Genomic DNA, 14536 nt, shown 5'->3' with positions numbered 1-14536 from the left:
CTCGGTCGCAGACGGTATTTCGTGTGTCATTGGCGGCTCCAGTGGGCGCGTCAGATCATTTTACGCAGCGAATGCTCGTAAGATGGTACGTATTTCGCGGGACCAGTGCGATCAGATTCGCCTCGATATGCGCAATACGCCAGCTAGAATCGGGAAGGATTCCCCCGCACCGACATTCAATCATGAAACCCGAATCCGATCCCATGCAGAATGCGCCGCCAATTGACGCGGAGGAGGGGCGCCTCGGCACCCCGGTCGACCCGGATGGCCTGCTGAATGGCAATGAGCTCTATATCAACCGCGAACTCAGCCAGCTGGAGTTCTTCGGCCGCGTGCTGGAGCAGGCCGCCGATCCCGCGGTGCCGCTGCTTGAGCGCCTGCGTGCCCTGTGTACCTTCAGCAGCAATCTGGATGAGTTCTACGAGATCCGCGTGGCCGGCCTGAAGGAGCAGTGCTTGCTTCAGTCTCCGGTGGTCGGCCCGGACGGGCTGACGCCGCAGGCGGTCTATGCCAGGGTCAACCAACGGGTCCGGGAACTGGTCGATCAGCAGTACCGCCTGTTCAATGACATGCTGATTCCGGCCATGGCCGAGCAGCAGATCCGCTTCTTGCGGCGGCCCTCGTGGAACCTCGCGCAGGCGGAATGGATCCGGGAGTTCTTCTTCGCCGAACTGATGCCAGTCCTGACGCCGATCGGCCTGGACCCGGCGCATCCGTTTCCACGGGTGCTCAACAAAAGCCTGAATTTCGCCGTTGAACTCGAGGGCAAGGATGCGTTCGGGCGCAACTCCGGCTATGCGATCGTGCAGGCGCCACGAGCGTTGCCGCGGGTGATCGCCCTGCCACCGGAGATCGCCGGATGCGAGCATGGCTTTGTGTTCCTTTCTTCCATCCTGCATGCCCACGTCGGCGAGCTGTTCAGTGGCATGACCGTGCGCGGCTGCTATCAGTTCCGCGTGACCCGCAACAGCGAACTGTTCGTGGACGAGGAAGAGGTCAAGAACCTGCGCGAGGCGCTGCAAGGCGAACTGCCGCACCGTCATTATGGTGATGCGGTCCGGCTGGAAGTGGCTGACAACTGCACGCCGGCAATGACTGGATTCCTGCAGCAGCAGTTCGGCCTGGCGGCAAGCGAGGTGTTCTCCGTCAACGGACCGGTCAACCTGGTTCGCCTGATGCAGGTGCCAGATCAGGTGGACCGGCCGGAACTGAAGTACCTGCCTTTCCGGGCCGGCCTGCCGAAGGTGCTGCACGAGCATTCCGATATCTTCCGTGCCATTCGCGAGGGCGACATCCTGCTGCATCACCCGTTCCAGTCGTTCACACCGGTGGTGGACTTTGTCAGGCAGGCGGCACAGGACCCCGATGTGGTGGCAATCAGCCAGACGGTGTATCGGGCCGGGCACGACTCGGTCCTGCTCTCGGCACTGATTGAGGCCGCGCGCAACGGCAAGGAAGTCACCGTCGTGGTGGAGCTGCTGGCCCGCTTCGATGAAGAGGCCAATATCGGTTGGGCAACGCAACTGGAGGAAGTCGGCGCGCATGTCATCTATGGGGTCGTCGGCTTCAAGGCGCACGCCAAGATGGTGATGGTACTGCGACGCGAGGGTGGGAAGCTCCGGCGCTATGTGCATCTCGGAACCGGGAACTATCACCACCAGACCACGCGCACCTATACGGATTTTGGATTGCTCACCTGCAATGAGTCGCTGACGCAGGATGTGGCGCAAGTGTTCAGCCAGCTGACTGGTCGTGGCCAGACCCATTGCATGACCCATATCTGGCAATCGCCCTTCACCTTGAAGACGGGGTTGCTTGAAGCGATCCGGCGCGAAGCCGGGCACGCCAGGGCCGGTCGCAAGGGATGGATCGTGGTCAAGATGAATGCGCTGCTGGAACCCGACCTGATTCAGGCGCTGTACGACGCCTCACGCGACGGAGTCCGTATCGACCTGATCATCCGGGGCGCCTGCGCGCTGCGCCCCGGCGTTGCCGGCCTGTCGGAGAACATTACGGTGAAATCCGTCATGGGCCGGTTTCTCGAGCACTCGCGCATCTTTTATTTTCACGATGGCGGGGCGGAAAAGGTCATGCTATCCAGCGGTGAATGGATGGAGCGAAGCCTGTCCCGGCGGATCGAGATCTGCTTTCCCATCCTTGATGCCGGGTTGAAGGAGCGCGTTATCGCGGAAGGGCTGAAACCGTACCTGGCAGACCGGCGTGACACCTGGCAGATGGCGCCGGACGGAACATACGAGCGTCAGGGCTCGCGTGACGGCGAGGGCGCGCAGAATATCCTGCTGTCGGCGTTGACGTGAGCCCTGCATAAGGGCCACGCTGGCGCGGCACCGCGCCTGCGTGGCCGTGCCGCTGCTCAACCGAGATCGTCCTGGATCGGCCGGTGTCTGAACACCGCGCGGATGATGCCATGGTCGTTGGTGCCCAGGCCCTTGTGATCGCTAAAGTTCAGGTGATCGTTGTTGATAATGAGCCCGTCGAACAGCCAGCGGCGCCGCTTGCTGTTGTCATATAGCTGCTCGCTGACCAGGATGTGATCAAGCGATTCGCGAAAATCCTGGAAGACATGGGTGTAGTAGACATCGCGCGTGTCCCGGTATTCCTGCAATGTCTGCGCGGTATAGAGCGCAATATCGCCACCACCGACCGAGTCACCCACCAGATAGGCAGGCTGCTCGGTCAGGATATTGGCGGTATTGCTCAGTTGGCCGTCGTTGATATCGCCCATCACCACCACTGCGGTGTTGTTGTCTTTCATGCTGTCGGTCAGCATGAAGCGCAGCGCGGCCGCTTCGGCGGTACGCCGGATCGTCGACAACGCAGCGCCGACGGCTTTGGCATGTTTCGCGTAGATTTCCTTTTCATACCAGGCCTCGCCATCGATCCGGGTCGGCTGCTTCGACTTGAAATGGCATACGTACATGTGCATGGCAGGCTCATCCTCGCGCGGCCGGATGGTGAAATGCAGGACCGGCCGGGAAAAGCCGCGAATACTGACGCTGATCTGCGGTGTCTGCGGATCGTCTCCCTTCGATTTCAGCACGAATTTCTCGGGAAAATCGGCGATCCACTCGGCCTCGCCCGCGAGCAACCCGCGGCGGACGATGGCTGCGCACACAATGCCCTTGCCATTGGCGTTGTCCGGCACCAGCACGTCATAGGCATCGGCCAGGCCGGCGGCCTCGACTGCCGCGAGCAGCGCGTCGCCATGCCACAGCTCCTGGAATCCGACCACGTCGGCGTCGATCAGCTTCAGCTGGCTCGCCGTCCAGGCGATCTTGCGCTCGTATTCCTGCTCGCTCCAGCCGTTGCGGTCGGTATAGAGAGGCAGGCCCGGCACATTCAGGTTGTACAGGTTGAACGTCGCGATACTTAGTGTCTTCAGGTTCATGGCGGACTCTCCGTTGGCGCATGCGCGAATCGCCCCCGGAGTTCAGCAAGCCTGGCACCCGGTGTCTATCTCGTTTCGATGACAATCGCCGGGCCACGCGAGGATACCCGCGGGTCGACATCTCACAGCCCGATCGTGCCGAGTGGGTATTCGGACAGTGGCCTGCCTTCACCATTAATTTTCTGTCGCCCATGACGTTTCATTTGCTATACATACTTTTTCCGACTGCTCTGGCGGCCTGTCTAATACTTCCTCGCTAAGCCGTTCAGCTCGCGCCGGCATTCCACTCCAGTGGCGATTGACGGCATTTTCGGGGCGCTGGAAAACAGTGTCCGCAGTGGCTGCCGGAGCCTCCGGAAGCCACTTTCCATGGCCGGAAATGCCTTGTCCTGCAAGGCTTCACGGGAATTGCGCAGCCCCGCGGCGACTGTACCCCGTAAATAGTGCCGAGCGCTCCGGCATTATCCCGCGCGGGCATTTTCATCCGCGCTGAGGGACGCCATTTCGCATAACCGAAGCTCGTCCATAGAGCCGATTTTCCATTCCGATTCCGCCAGCTAGATTGACCTCATCGTTGGCGCTTGCCAAGGCTGACGAATTCTATGTGCTCAAAAGCCAGGGAAAGGGGTCCATCCATGAAACGCATCCATTTGAAACTTGTGGCTTTGCCGCTCGCCTGTCTGGTCATCACGGCCGCCGGTTGCGGGGGAGGCGGGGGGGGCGAATCGACGCCTGCCAGCGCCGCCGCCACAGCCCCAGGCACGGGAACGTCAGCGCCAGCGTCACCCACGACGCCAACAACGCCCGCAACGCAGACCGCCGCCAGCAGCAGCGCCATGCTGTCGGGTACCACTGATCCCGGGCCCGAGATCGGCAAGGACGGGGACTTCTACCTGAATACCGTGACCTGGATGCTGTTCGGGCCCAAGGCAAACGGCACGTGGCCGGCAGGGGTTTCGGTGGCGGGTACCGGCAATACCGGAGCGGCCGGGAACACCATCCTGTCCGGCTCGGTCGATCCGACCGACAGCGTCGGCAACAATGGCGACTACTACATCAATACCTCCACCTCGACCCTGTTCGGGCCCAAGGCAAACGGCACGTGGCCGCCGGGCGTCCAGATGGGTGGCGGCACCGGGTCGGGCACCGGTGGCGGCGTCGTCCTGACGGGCGCGGGGGCACCAGCCAACAGCGTTGGCAACAATGGCGACTACTACCTCGACACCGATACCTGGACGCTGTACGGGCCCAAGGCCAATGACGTGTGGCCGGCAGGGGTCTCGCTGGTCACCCAGCCGGGCGGCAGCGGCGGCACCGGCGGCACCGGTGGCGGCACTGCAGGCAATGGCGGTCACATCCTGTACGGCAGCGGTGCGCCGACCGACGACATCGGCGTCGATGGCGACTTCTATTTCGACACCACGACCTCGACGCTGTACGGTCCCAAGGCGGGCGGCAAGTGGCCAACTTCGGGCGTGAGCATGGGGACAGGCACCGTCTACAACGGCAACTTCAACGTGCCAGCCACGCTCAGCCGCGGCAACTATGCCATGACCGGCGCCGGCGGGGCGGTTCCCTTGCCTTCGGACTTCGGCGTCGTGATCCCCTACGATTGCAGCCGTGTCACGCTCACTGCCACCACACTCGGCAAGGTGCAGGGAACGCTGGACATTTCGGTCCACACGGTGACAGGGGCCGGCGCTTCAGCGACCATCACGCCGGTCAGGGACCTGAGCTGCAAGATCAGCAATGGCCAGCAGAGCTGCAGCCAGGAGGTGCCGTCCGGAACCGTCAACCGCAACGACAAGCTGCAGGTACAGGTCGACACCAACCAGGCCACCGATTGGGGAGGCCTCACCGTCAAGCTTGCCTGCGTCATCTAAGCCGGTTGGACGGGGGCGCGCGTCTGTGCCGGGGAGGGCAGACCGGCGCCTGAGCGGAGGCAGGGCAAATTGCCCTGCCTCCTTTTCATTTCCCCAAGGCGCCTGGCATGGTGAACGACTGCGTGCAGCGCGTTCGGCTTGACCTATTGCATACCGGGACAGTGCGGAGCGCCGATGACCCCGGCCGGGTTGACCGAGGATGTCGGCCACCGCTACGAGATGCGGTTTCCGCTCAACGTGACCTGTCGGTGGGGACCTGGCAGAGCAGTTCGGGCAACACGTCGGCATCGCCGACGTCCTGATGCGTCATCGGAGCCGCGCCTGTCTGGCCGGACAATGACTAGCCACCAGCGCGGACCACATCCTCAGCCGGCAGCCTGCCCCGCAGGCATAGTGCCCTGAGCGTCGAGGCAAGCAGCCGCTCCCAACGGCGCCGCCATGATGGCCGCATCGCGTCGCCGGGCCACGGGCACGGCTGTGCCGGCTCCGTATCGGCTGACACGGCCGCTTGCAGCGTTGGCTGCGCGAAGACGGCGTGCCCGCTGTACTGGGTCAGCAGTTCCTCGCGGCTGACTTCCTGCACCCCACCGCCCCAGCCTGGCAGGGCGACGAGAAACCGTCCGTGCTCGCAGCGCTGCAGCAGTACGCACGGCCTGTTCTTGTCCAGCAACAGCATGGCCGGTATCGAGGTATCCGGGATATCGTCGAGGTCGTGCTCCGCCAGCCGGGTCGACAAGCCGGCGCGCGCCGCCGCAGTGCAGAGCAGCGGCAACGTCAGGGCCTGCCCGTCCAGCGGCAGCCCTTCCAGCAGGACCGCTGAAGGCACCGTCCGTTGCAGGGCCCGGTTCAGCAACAGCAGGCAGCCCAGCAACGGATCGTCCGCAGCCGTGAGCCGGCTCATTGCGGCAGGAGGCTCCCGGCGGCCAGCAATGAAATGCAGGTCGGAAGTGCCGGGATGCACCGTGGGCCTTATCCTGGGTTGCTGTGTGCGCCGCGATGGCGCTGATTCAGCTTCGATGTCTTTTGCTGGCGCCTCGCATCGTGCAAGGTCAGCCGACGCGTGTTGCCCGCGCGGATTCCGTTCACCCATGATTCCCCCCCGGTTTCAGTGGTGTGAGCTCTACTGCGAGGGTAGTGCACCAGGTTGCGCGAGCCCATCGTGCAAACAGGTTAGTGCAGCCGCAGCGAGACTGATTCAGGATTGAAACGCCCGGGGCATGCCTGGTCCCTGGTGTGGACCGGCCGGCCCCCTCAACGCCGCTGCGCCAGCCAGATTCCCGCCGCGATCGCGGCCAGCCCCACCGCGTGGTACCAGCGGGGCCAGTCGCCCAGCAGCAGCGTGGACAGCAGCGCCGCGAATACCGGCGTCAGGGTGATAAAGAACACCGGCAACTGAGCGCCCGCGCGGGCGATGGCGCGGTCCCAGGCAAAGTAGGCGAGCAGCGAGGGAATGGTTGCTACATAGAGCAGGATGGCCGCGACCTTGCCGCTCCATTGCAGCGGCTGGTCCAGCGTCATCAGCTCCCATGCCGTCACGGGAGCGCTTGCCAGTACGCCGGTGACGATCTGCGCGAACAGCAGCACGGGCAGGGGCACGGCGGGCCGCTGTTTGCGCAGCAGCCAGGTATAGCCGCTCCAGGCGATGGTGGCGGCCAGCATGAACAGGTCGCCGGCAACCAGGTCCAGCTGGGCGAGCCGGCCCAGTTCGCCGCGTACCAGGACGAAGGTCACGCCGACCATGCACAGCAGTGCCCCGGTGACATGCCATGGCTTCACCCGTTCGCGAAAACAGATCGCGCCGATCACGATCAGAAACAGCGGCGTGGATGCGCCGATCAGCGTCACGTTGATCGGGGTCGAGGTGGTCAGCGCCAGGTACTGCAGGGCGTTATAGCTGGCGATCGAAAGCACGCCCAGGGCGGTGATCACGCCGGCGTGCCGGCGCAGTGCCGCGCGGTGCTCGATCACGCCGCGCCAGGCAAAGGGTGCCAGCAGCAGCCCTGCCAGCACCCAGCGCACAGAGTTCAAGGTGATGGGTGGCACCGTGCCGGCGGCCAGGCGGCCGACGATGGCATTGCCGGCCCAGCTCAGTGGCGGGAAGGTAAGCAGGAACAGCGTTGTCCAGTCGATGCGTCCAGTGGTGTTGCTGCTTGCGGGCATGGGGAGGGAAGTGCTTGCAAATAGCGCATTATCCGCCATATGCGGCGCCGGGGCGCCAGGCGCCAAGGGTCAGGCAGCCGGGCAGGGGCCAGCAAGCAAGGAAGCGCAAGAGGAAATCGGGCGGCGAATCAGCCCGCCCGTCGCAGGGGAATCGTCATGGCCTTGCGCAGGCCATGACCGCAGTCACATGTCAGGCGTCCCGAGCGCCCGGCTGATGCGCAAGGCGGCCAGCGTGCCGATCACGCCAGACAGCAGGTAGAGGCTGACCGCTGCGAGGCCGAACAGCGAAGACAGGCCCAGCGCCACCAGCGGCGCAAAGGCGGCGCCGAACAGCCAGCCGAAGTCCGTGGTCAGCGCGGCTCCGGTGTAGCGGAAGCGGCGTTCGAAGTTCGACGTCACCACGCCCGCAGCCTGTCCGTACGACAGGCCCAGCAAGCCGAAGCCGACCAGGATGAAGATGTCCTGGCCGGTCGCGCCGCCACCGAGCAGCCACGGCGTTGCCAGGCTGAAGATGCCGATCAGCACGGCCATTGCCGACAGCGTGGTGCGCCGGCCGACGCGGTCCGCGATCCAGCCGGAAAGCAGCGTGCCGATGAACGCGATGAAGCCGCCCACGATCTGCACGGCCAGCACGTCGGAGATGCTCTGCGAGCGGTGCAGGATCACCCAGGACAGCGGGAACACCGTGACAAGGTGGAACAGCGCATAGCTGGCCAGCGCAGCAAAGGCCCCCAGGAAGATGTTGAAGCCTTGCGCGTTCACCATCTGCAAGGTGCTGATCGGCTCCAGCTCGTCTTCTTCGAGCAGTTGCGTGTACTCATGGGTCACCACCAGGCGCAGCCGTGCAAACAGTGCCACGACGTTGATGGCGAAGGCCACGTAGAACGGATAGCGCCAGCCCCACTCGATGAATTCAGGCGGGGTCAGGCTGGCATGCAGGAACAGGTACAGCGAACTGGCGACGATAAACCCGGTGGGTGCGCCGAGCTGGCCCACCATCGCATACCAGCCGCGCTTGTCCTCCGGCGTGTTGAGCGCCAGCAGCGACGGCAGCCCGTCCCACGACCCGCCGAACGCAATGCCCTGAAGGAAGCGGAACAGCGCCAGCAGGTAGATCGACGCGGCCCCGATCGAGGCGTACGACGGCAGGAACGCAATCCCCACCGTGGCCGTGCCGAGCAGGAACAGCGACGCCGTCAGCTTGATGCCGCGGCCCCAGCGCCGCTGGATGCGCATGAACAGCGCGGTGCCGAACGGGCGTCCGATAAACGCAAACGAGAAGATCGTGAAACTGAAGAGCAACCCCGCCAGCTCGCTCGCAAACGGGAAGTAGACCGCCGGGAAGACAAGCACGGAGGCGATGCCGTACACGAAGAAGTCAAAGTACTCCGAGGCCCGTCCGATCACCACCCCGGTGGCGATCTCGGCGGGTGCCACCTGGTGGTGGCCGGGCGCCGGAGGTGCAGTCGGCGATGCGCGATGCTGGTGGGTGAGGCTGGCCATCGTCAAGTCTCCTTCTGGCAGGAGTGCGTCGATACTGCACATGGAGCCGACCCCATTCCGATGAAATTGGCTCTTAAGTCTCGCACTGACAAGAATAGCGCCTAAACTGCCATAGAAAAACGAAAGGTGAGTTCGCCGGCAGTTTGCCGATATTCCTCAGACGCCACTTCCGAGACTATGGGCCGCTTCGACTCTGTAGTGCCGCCAAGACGTGTGCAGGGAAGACTACTGCTGCGATGTGCCGCCGCAGTCATGCTGGCGTGCCTGGCCGGTTGTAACGCAGTGCTGCTTGCGCCATCCGGCGACATGGCCCTGCGCCAGCGCGACCTGATCATCATTGCCACCTGCCTGATGTTGCTGATCATCGTTCCGGTGATCATCCTCACGCTGCTGTTTGCGTGGCGCTATCGGGAAAGTGCGACCGATGCGCCCTACAACCCCGACTGGGACCATTCCACTGTGCTCGAGCTGGCGATCTGGGCCGCGCCGCTGCTGATCATCATCGCGCTGGGCGCCGTGACCTGGGTCAGCACCCACCAGCTCGATCCGTACCGGCCGCTGACGCGGATCGACGCAGGCCGGCCGGTCCCGGCAGACGTGAAGCCGCTGACGGTGGAGGTGGTGGCGATGGACTGGAAGTGGCTGTTCCTGTATCCCGAGCAGGGCATCGCCACCGTCAACGAGCTGGCGGCGCCGGTCGACCGGCCCATCGCTTTCCGCATCACCGCCACCTCGGTGATGAACGCATTCTTCGTCCCGTCGCTGGCGGGCATGGTCTACGCCATGCCCGGCATGGAAACCAAGCTGCATGCCGTGATCAACAAGTCCGGCGTGTATGAAGGCTTCTCGGCCAACTACAGCGGCGCGGGCTTCTCCCACATGCGTTTCAAGTTCCATGGGCTGTCCAACCAGGACTTCGAGAGCTGGATCCAGCAGGTCAAGTCGTCGGGCCAGGGCCTGTCCACGGATACGTACCTCAAGCTCGCGCAGCCCAGCGAGCGCGACGCGGTGCAACGCTATGCCAGCGTGGCGCCAGGCCTCTACGACCTGATCCTGAACCGTTGCGTGGGCGGCGGGCGGTGCATGGCAGACACCATGGCGCTTGACCGCAGCCGCGGCAAATTCGACCCGTTCGCCGGCATCTGCACGGCGCGCAACACCGCGGCCACAGCGCCCGTGTTCGCGTCGGAGTCCGCGCGCAATGACGGCCGGGTGCTGCTGCAGTAGGGTGCGGATCCGGATCTTCCCTTGCGGTACTGGCCAGCCCCATCGGCCATGGTTGGTTAATTCAGGCCCCAGGTGACAAACATGCCCGAGCGCTCGGAACTCGCCAATTTGATCTTCGGCCGGCTTTCGTGGGAGGCCCTCCCGCTGCACGATCCCATCCTGCTCGGCACCTTCATCGTGGTGGTGATCGGTGGGGGCGCAATCGTCGCGGCGCTCACCTACTATCGCCTCTGGGGCTACCTGTGGCGGGAATGGTTCACCAGCATCGACCACAAGAAGATCGGCATCATGTATGTGATCCTGGGCATCGTGATGCTGCTGCGGGGTTTTGCCGACGCGATCATGATGCGCATCCAGCAGGCCATCGCGTTCGGCGACAACCTTGGCTACCTGCCGCCGCACCACTACGACCAGATCTTTACCGCGCACGGCGTGATCATGATCTTCTTCGTCGCCATGCCGCTGGTCACGGGGTTGATGAACTTCGTCATGCCGCTGCAGATCGGCGCGCGCGACGTGGCCTTCCCGTTCCTGAACAACTTCAGCTTCTGGATGACCACGGGCGGTGCCATCCTGGTCATGATGTCGCTGTTCGTGGGCGAGTTCGCGCGCACCGGCTGGCTGGCCTATCCGCCCTTGTCCGGCATCATCCACAGCCCTGACGTCGGCGTCGACTATTACATATGGGCGCTGCAGGTGGCCGGGGTAGGGACCTTGCTATCCGGCATCAACCTGCTGGTGACCATCGTCAAGATGCGGGCGCCCGGCATGACGCTGATGCGCATGCCGATCTTCACCTGGACCGCGCTGTGCACCAACGTGCTGATCATTGCCGCGTTCCCGGTGCTGACCGCGGCGCTGGCGCTGCTTGCGCTCGACCGCTACGTCGGCACCAACTTCTTCACCACCGAGCTGGGCGGCAGCGCCATGATGTACGTGAACCTGATCTGGATATGGGGCCATCCGGAGGTGTACATCCTTGTGCTTCCGGTGTTCGGGGTGTTCTCGGAAGTGGTCGCCACGTTCTGCCGCAAGCGCCTGTTCGGGTACGCGTCGATGGTCTACGCCACGGTAGTGATCACCGTGCTGTCGTACCTGGTCTGGTTGCACCATTTCTTCACGATGGGATCGGGCGCCAGCGTCAATTCGTTCTTCGGCATCACCACCATGATCATATCGATCCCGACCGGTGCCAAGATCTTCAACTGGCTGTTCACGATGTACCACGGCAAGATCCGCTTCGAGCCCCCCATGCTCTGGACCATCGGCTTCATGGTCACGTTCGTGATCGGCGGCATGACCGGCGTGCTGCTGGCGGTGCCGCCGGCTGACTTCTCCTTGCACAACAGCCTATTCCTGATCGCGCATTTCCACAACGTGATCATCGGCGGCGTGCTGTTCGGCCTGATGGCAGGCATTACTTACTGGTTCCCGAAGGCATTCGGCTATCGCCTGGTCTCGTCCTGGGGCAAGGCATCGTTCTGGTTCTGGCTGGTCGGCTTCTACTTTGCGTTCATGCCGCTGTACTGGCTGGGGCTGCATGGCGTGACCCGGCGCATGAGCCATTTCGAGGACGCGACGCACCAGGTCTGGTTCCAGCTGGCTGCGTTCGGCGCCTTGCTGATCGCCATCGGCATTGCCTGCTTCCTGGTCCAGCTGGTGGTCAGCTTCATCCACCGCGAGGAGCTTCGGGACCTGACTGGCGATCCGTGGAACGGCCGCACGCTCGAATGGTCGACTTCATCCCCGCCGCCGCAGTACAACTTTGCCTTTACGCCGGTAGTGCACGACACCGACGCCTGGTGGCACATGAAGCAGAATGGCTACGCGCGGCCGCAGCAGGGCTTTATTCCGATCCATATGCCGAAGAACACCGCGGCCGGCATCGTGCTCGCGGGGTTCTCCACGCTCTGCGGTTTCGCGTTGATCTGGCACATCTGGTGGCTGGCGGCAGCATCGTTCGCGGCGACGATCATCGGCGCGATCATCCATACGTTCAACTACCAGCGCGACTATTACCTCCCGGCCGACCTGGTGGTCCAGACCGAAGCGGCGCGCACACAACGGATGGCTGGCCATGGCTGACACGACCTTTCCCAACCATGTGAGCGGCACCGGCACCGCGGACGCGGCCCCGCCGGGAGGCTACCAGTTCTACCTGCCCGAAGACCATCACCCGCAGAACGGGACGCTGCTGGGGTTCTGGCTTTACCTGATGAGCGACTGCCTGATATTCGCTTGCCTGTTCGCCGCGTATGGCGTGCTGGGCCGGGAGTATGCGGGGGGACCGAGCGGGGCAGAGCTGTTCGAGCTGCCGCTGGTGGCACTGAACACCTCGTTCCTGCTGTTGTCTTCGATTACCTACGGCTTTGCCATGCTGCAGATGCAGCAGAACCGCATCGCCGGAACCCAGATCTGGCTGGCCATCACGGGGGTCTTCGGCGCGGGGTTCCTGGCGGTCGAGCTTTATGAGTTCGCGCACCTGATCAATGAGGGCGCAGGGCCGCAGCGCAGCGCGTTCCTGACCTCGTTCTTCGCACTGGTCGGAACCCACGGGCTGCATGTCACGTGCGGCATCATCTGGCTGGTCGTGCTGATGACCCAGGTGGCGCAGCACGGGCTGATCACGGCCAACAAGCGCAGGCTGATGTGCCTGTCGATGTTCTGGCACTTTCTTGACGTCGTCTGGATCGGCGTCTTTACCTTCGTCTACCTGATGGGAGCGTTGCCATGAGCGCGCACGACGAAACGCTGGACAGCCACGGACACAGCCACGGGCATGACGAGGACGTGGGGCCGCATGCCACGCTGGGCGGCTACCTGACGGGCTTCGTGCTGTCTGTCTTCCTGACCGCGATCCCGTTCTGGCTGGTGATGGGAAAGGTGTTCGACAAGTCGTCCACCACCGCCATCGTTATCCTGCTGATCGGGGCCGTGCAGATCGTGGTGCACATGATCTACTTCCTGCACATGAACGCGCGGTCGGAGGGCGGCTGGAACATGCTGTCGCTGATGTTCACGCTGGTGCTGGTGGTGATCACGCTGACGGGTTCGCTCTGGGTGATGTTCCACCTGAACAGCAACATGATGCCGACCATGCAGCATGAGCGCACCACCGACGCCGGCACTGCGATCGTGCCGCCCAGGACCAAGTAGGAACAGGTCCACGCAGGCGGGAATCGGATCCCGCCTCATTCCCGTTCACGGAGCCTGGCATGCGCGCAACGCGCCTTGTCGCGACCCTGTGCCTGGCGCTGCTTTCCGTGCCGGCTTGCGCGCAGCGGCTGGCCGTGGAGGTCGAGAACTTCAGCACGCCAGGCCCATGCGCGGAAGAAGACAATGTCTCGTTCGCGCTGTCCGCCGCCGCGGTTGGCAGGTTCCGCATCCAGGCATTGCATCCGCCCTACGTCAACGCCATCCGCATTGACAGCTCCGCGCCGGATTTCTCCGGGTGCAACTTCGGCAAGACGCCTCACCCGACTGATCCCCGCCATGTCTTCGTGCCGCGCACGGTCACCCTTTACGACGGCAGGGACATTGCCATTGTCGGGATCACGTTCGCAAGCTTCTGGCGGCCACATCGGGTGCCGGTCACGGTAGCGGGCAGGGCCGATGCCGGTTTTCACCTGATCCAGGTGTTCCGGAAATCCGGGCGGACCCGTACCGAGGTCCTGGTGCTCTATCCCGCCGATGGCTACTGGCGGGCGAAACCGTTGCCGGCCCGCCACCTGGGTGTCAATGCCTATGGCTCTTCGTTCCTGCTGGGGCCGATAGAGCAGGAAGGGCGCCCGGTGGTCAACATCGCTCGGATAGAAATCGAGCCGCAGCCCTTGGCTTTCACGCTGCATTTCACTGGCGGAGGCCAGGCAACGGTCGCGATCACTGAAATCAGCGACATGCGTACTGCGCTCGATGTCCGGTTCCTGCCGGCCTATGACGCCAAGCGCGCGTTCGCGATGCTGCGCTCCATGTATGTTGCCGACGACAACGCAGACGCGAGCGAGGTCACCTGGACGACCGGGCCGGCTGGTGAGGCCATCAGGAAGCCGGTGATGGCAGTTACTTCAATGCAGGCAACCGCGGTGCGATTCGGCCGTACCGTCCGGTCGCGCCACAACACCAGCGCCCCCGATTTTTTGTTCGATGCCTTCGAGGCGCCCGCGACGGAGGGCACGGCGCCAACGGGCAAGAAGCCGGACTGAATCGATCCCCGGCAACCTCGCGACCCAGCCAAATATATTCATGTCGACAATAAAAATTTCGACTGCTATGATTTGCGCACGATAGCCTGAGCCGGTAGCAATCGCTGGCCGCCCAATGGTGGGGCTGGCAGCACTTTTCAGGCTGGGGAATA

11 protein-coding genes are annotated in these 14536 nt (G+C 63.7%); 7 read left to right on the top strand and 4 right to left on the bottom strand.

Annotated features, from left to right (window positions below; genetic code table 11):
• The first annotated feature begins 182 nt into the window (after nt 1-182).
• Complete coding sequence (ppk1, locus tag AC3WRI_RS07540; protein ID WP_011616956.1) at nt 183-2318, top strand: polyphosphate kinase 1; 2136 nt, start codon at nt 183-185, stop codon at nt 2316-2318.
• A gap of 56 nt (nt 2319-2374) precedes the next feature.
• On the opposite strand, the gene AC3WRI_RS07535 is transcribed toward ppk1, so the two are convergent.
• On the bottom strand, nt 2375-3409 hold the full coding sequence (locus AC3WRI_RS07535) for an endonuclease/exonuclease/phosphatase family protein (RefSeq protein WP_439669909.1): 1035 nt from the start codon (nt 3407-3409) through the stop codon (nt 2375-2377).
• Between the two features lie 635 nt (nt 3410-4044).
• On the opposite strand from AC3WRI_RS07535, the gene AC3WRI_RS07530 reads away from it, so the two are divergent.
• On the top strand, nt 4045-5292 hold the full coding sequence (locus tag AC3WRI_RS07530; protein WP_037024008.1) for a hypothetical protein: 1248 nt from the start codon (nt 4045-4047) through the stop codon (nt 5290-5292).
• Between the two features lie 340 nt (nt 5293-5632).
• On the opposite strand, the gene AC3WRI_RS07525 is transcribed toward AC3WRI_RS07530, so the two are convergent.
• The 3 genes from AC3WRI_RS07525 to AC3WRI_RS07515 all read right to left on the bottom strand — a co-directional run bounded on the left by AC3WRI_RS07525 (nt 5633) and on the right by AC3WRI_RS07515 (nt 8955).
• Nucleotides 5633-6193: a cysteine peptidase family C39 domain-containing protein gene (locus AC3WRI_RS07525; RefSeq protein ID WP_010809748.1), complete on the bottom strand. Its 561-nt coding sequence runs from the start codon at nt 6191-6193 to the stop codon at nt 5633-5635.
• A 350-nt stretch (nt 6194-6543) separates the two neighbouring features.
• On the bottom strand, nt 6544-7452 hold the full coding sequence (locus tag AC3WRI_RS07520; RefSeq protein ID WP_010809749.1) for a DMT family transporter: 909 nt from the start codon (nt 7450-7452) through the stop codon (nt 6544-6546).
• A 183-nt stretch (nt 7453-7635) separates the two neighbouring features.
• On the bottom strand, nt 7636-8955 hold the full coding sequence (locus AC3WRI_RS07515; RefSeq protein ID WP_011616960.1) for an MFS transporter: 1320 nt from the start codon (nt 8953-8955) through the stop codon (nt 7636-7638).
• A 177-nt stretch (nt 8956-9132) separates the two neighbouring features.
• Here AC3WRI_RS07515 and cyoA point away from each other — a divergent pair, with 177 nt between their 5' ends.
• From cyoA to AC3WRI_RS07490, 5 genes are all read left to right on the top strand, one after another.
• Nucleotides 9133-10182, top strand: a complete 1050-nt coding sequence (gene cyoA, locus AC3WRI_RS07510; protein ID WP_011616961.1) for a ubiquinol oxidase subunit II — start codon at nt 9133-9135, stop codon at nt 10180-10182.
• An 81-nt stretch (nt 10183-10263) separates the two neighbouring features.
• Nucleotides 10264-12267 (top strand): cytochrome o ubiquinol oxidase subunit I, encoded by a 2004-nt coding sequence (gene cyoB / locus AC3WRI_RS07505; RefSeq protein ID WP_011616962.1) that lies wholly within the window; start codon nt 10264-10266, stop codon nt 12265-12267.
• Entirely contained in the window at nt 12260-12916 is a 657-nt protein-coding gene (cyoC, locus tag AC3WRI_RS07500; RefSeq protein WP_010809753.1) for a cytochrome o ubiquinol oxidase subunit III, read from the top strand. Before cyoB ends, cyoC begins: the two co-directional genes overlap by 8 nt.
• A complete protein-coding gene (gene cyoD / locus AC3WRI_RS07495) occupies nt 12913-13338 on the top strand; it encodes a cytochrome o ubiquinol oxidase subunit IV (protein WP_010809754.1) in 426 nt (141 codons plus the stop codon). Before cyoC ends, cyoD begins: the two co-directional genes overlap by 4 nt.
• 59 nt (nt 13339-13397) lie before the next feature.
• Complete coding sequence (locus tag AC3WRI_RS07490) at nt 13398-14384, top strand: hypothetical protein (protein ID WP_492292953.1); 987 nt, start codon at nt 13398-13400, stop codon at nt 14382-14384.
• Nucleotides 14385-14536 lie beyond the last annotated feature (152 nt).

The sequence above is a fragment of the Cupriavidus sp. FW305-27 genome (assembly GCF_058787995.1).
The sequence above is the reverse complement of the archived record's forward strand: the minus strand, read 5'-3'. Positions and strand labels throughout refer to the sequence as shown.

Bases quoted from the DNA above. Each gene is read 5' to 3' on its own strand.
- ppk1 (WP_011616956.1), top strand. From the start codon at position 183: ATGAAACCCGAATCCGATCCCATGCAGAATGCGCCGCCAATTGACGCG.
- cyoC (WP_010809753.1), top strand. From the start codon at position 12,260: ATGGCTGACACGACCTTTCCCAACCATGTGAGCGGCACCGGCACCGCG.
- AC3WRI_RS07520 (WP_010809749.1), bottom strand. From the start codon at position 7,452: ATGCCCGCAAGCAGCAACACCACTGGACGCATCGACTGGACAACGCTG.
- cyoB (WP_011616962.1), top strand. From the start codon at position 10,264: ATGCCCGAGCGCTCGGAACTCGCCAATTTGATCTTCGGCCGGCTTTCG.
- cyoD (WP_010809754.1), top strand. From the start codon at position 12,913: ATGAGCGCGCACGACGAAACGCTGGACAGCCACGGACACAGCCACGGG.
- AC3WRI_RS07530 (WP_037024008.1), top strand. From the start codon at position 4,045: ATGAAACGCATCCATTTGAAACTTGTGGCTTTGCCGCTCGCCTGTCTG.
- AC3WRI_RS07490 (WP_492292953.1), top strand. From the start codon at position 13,398: ATGCGCGCAACGCGCCTTGTCGCGACCCTGTGCCTGGCGCTGCTTTCC.
- AC3WRI_RS07525 (WP_010809748.1), bottom strand. From the start codon at position 6,193: ATGAGCCGGCTCACGGCTGCGGACGATCCGTTGCTGGGCTGCCTGCTG.
- AC3WRI_RS07515 (WP_011616960.1), bottom strand. From the start codon at position 8,955: ATGGCCAGCCTCACCCACCAGCATCGCGCATCGCCGACTGCACCTCCG.
- AC3WRI_RS07535 (WP_439669909.1), bottom strand. From the start codon at position 3,409: ATGAACCTGAAGACACTAAGTATCGCGACGTTCAACCTGTACAACCTG.
- cyoA (WP_011616961.1), top strand. From the start codon at position 9,133: ATGGGCCGCTTCGACTCTGTAGTGCCGCCAAGACGTGTGCAGGGAAGA.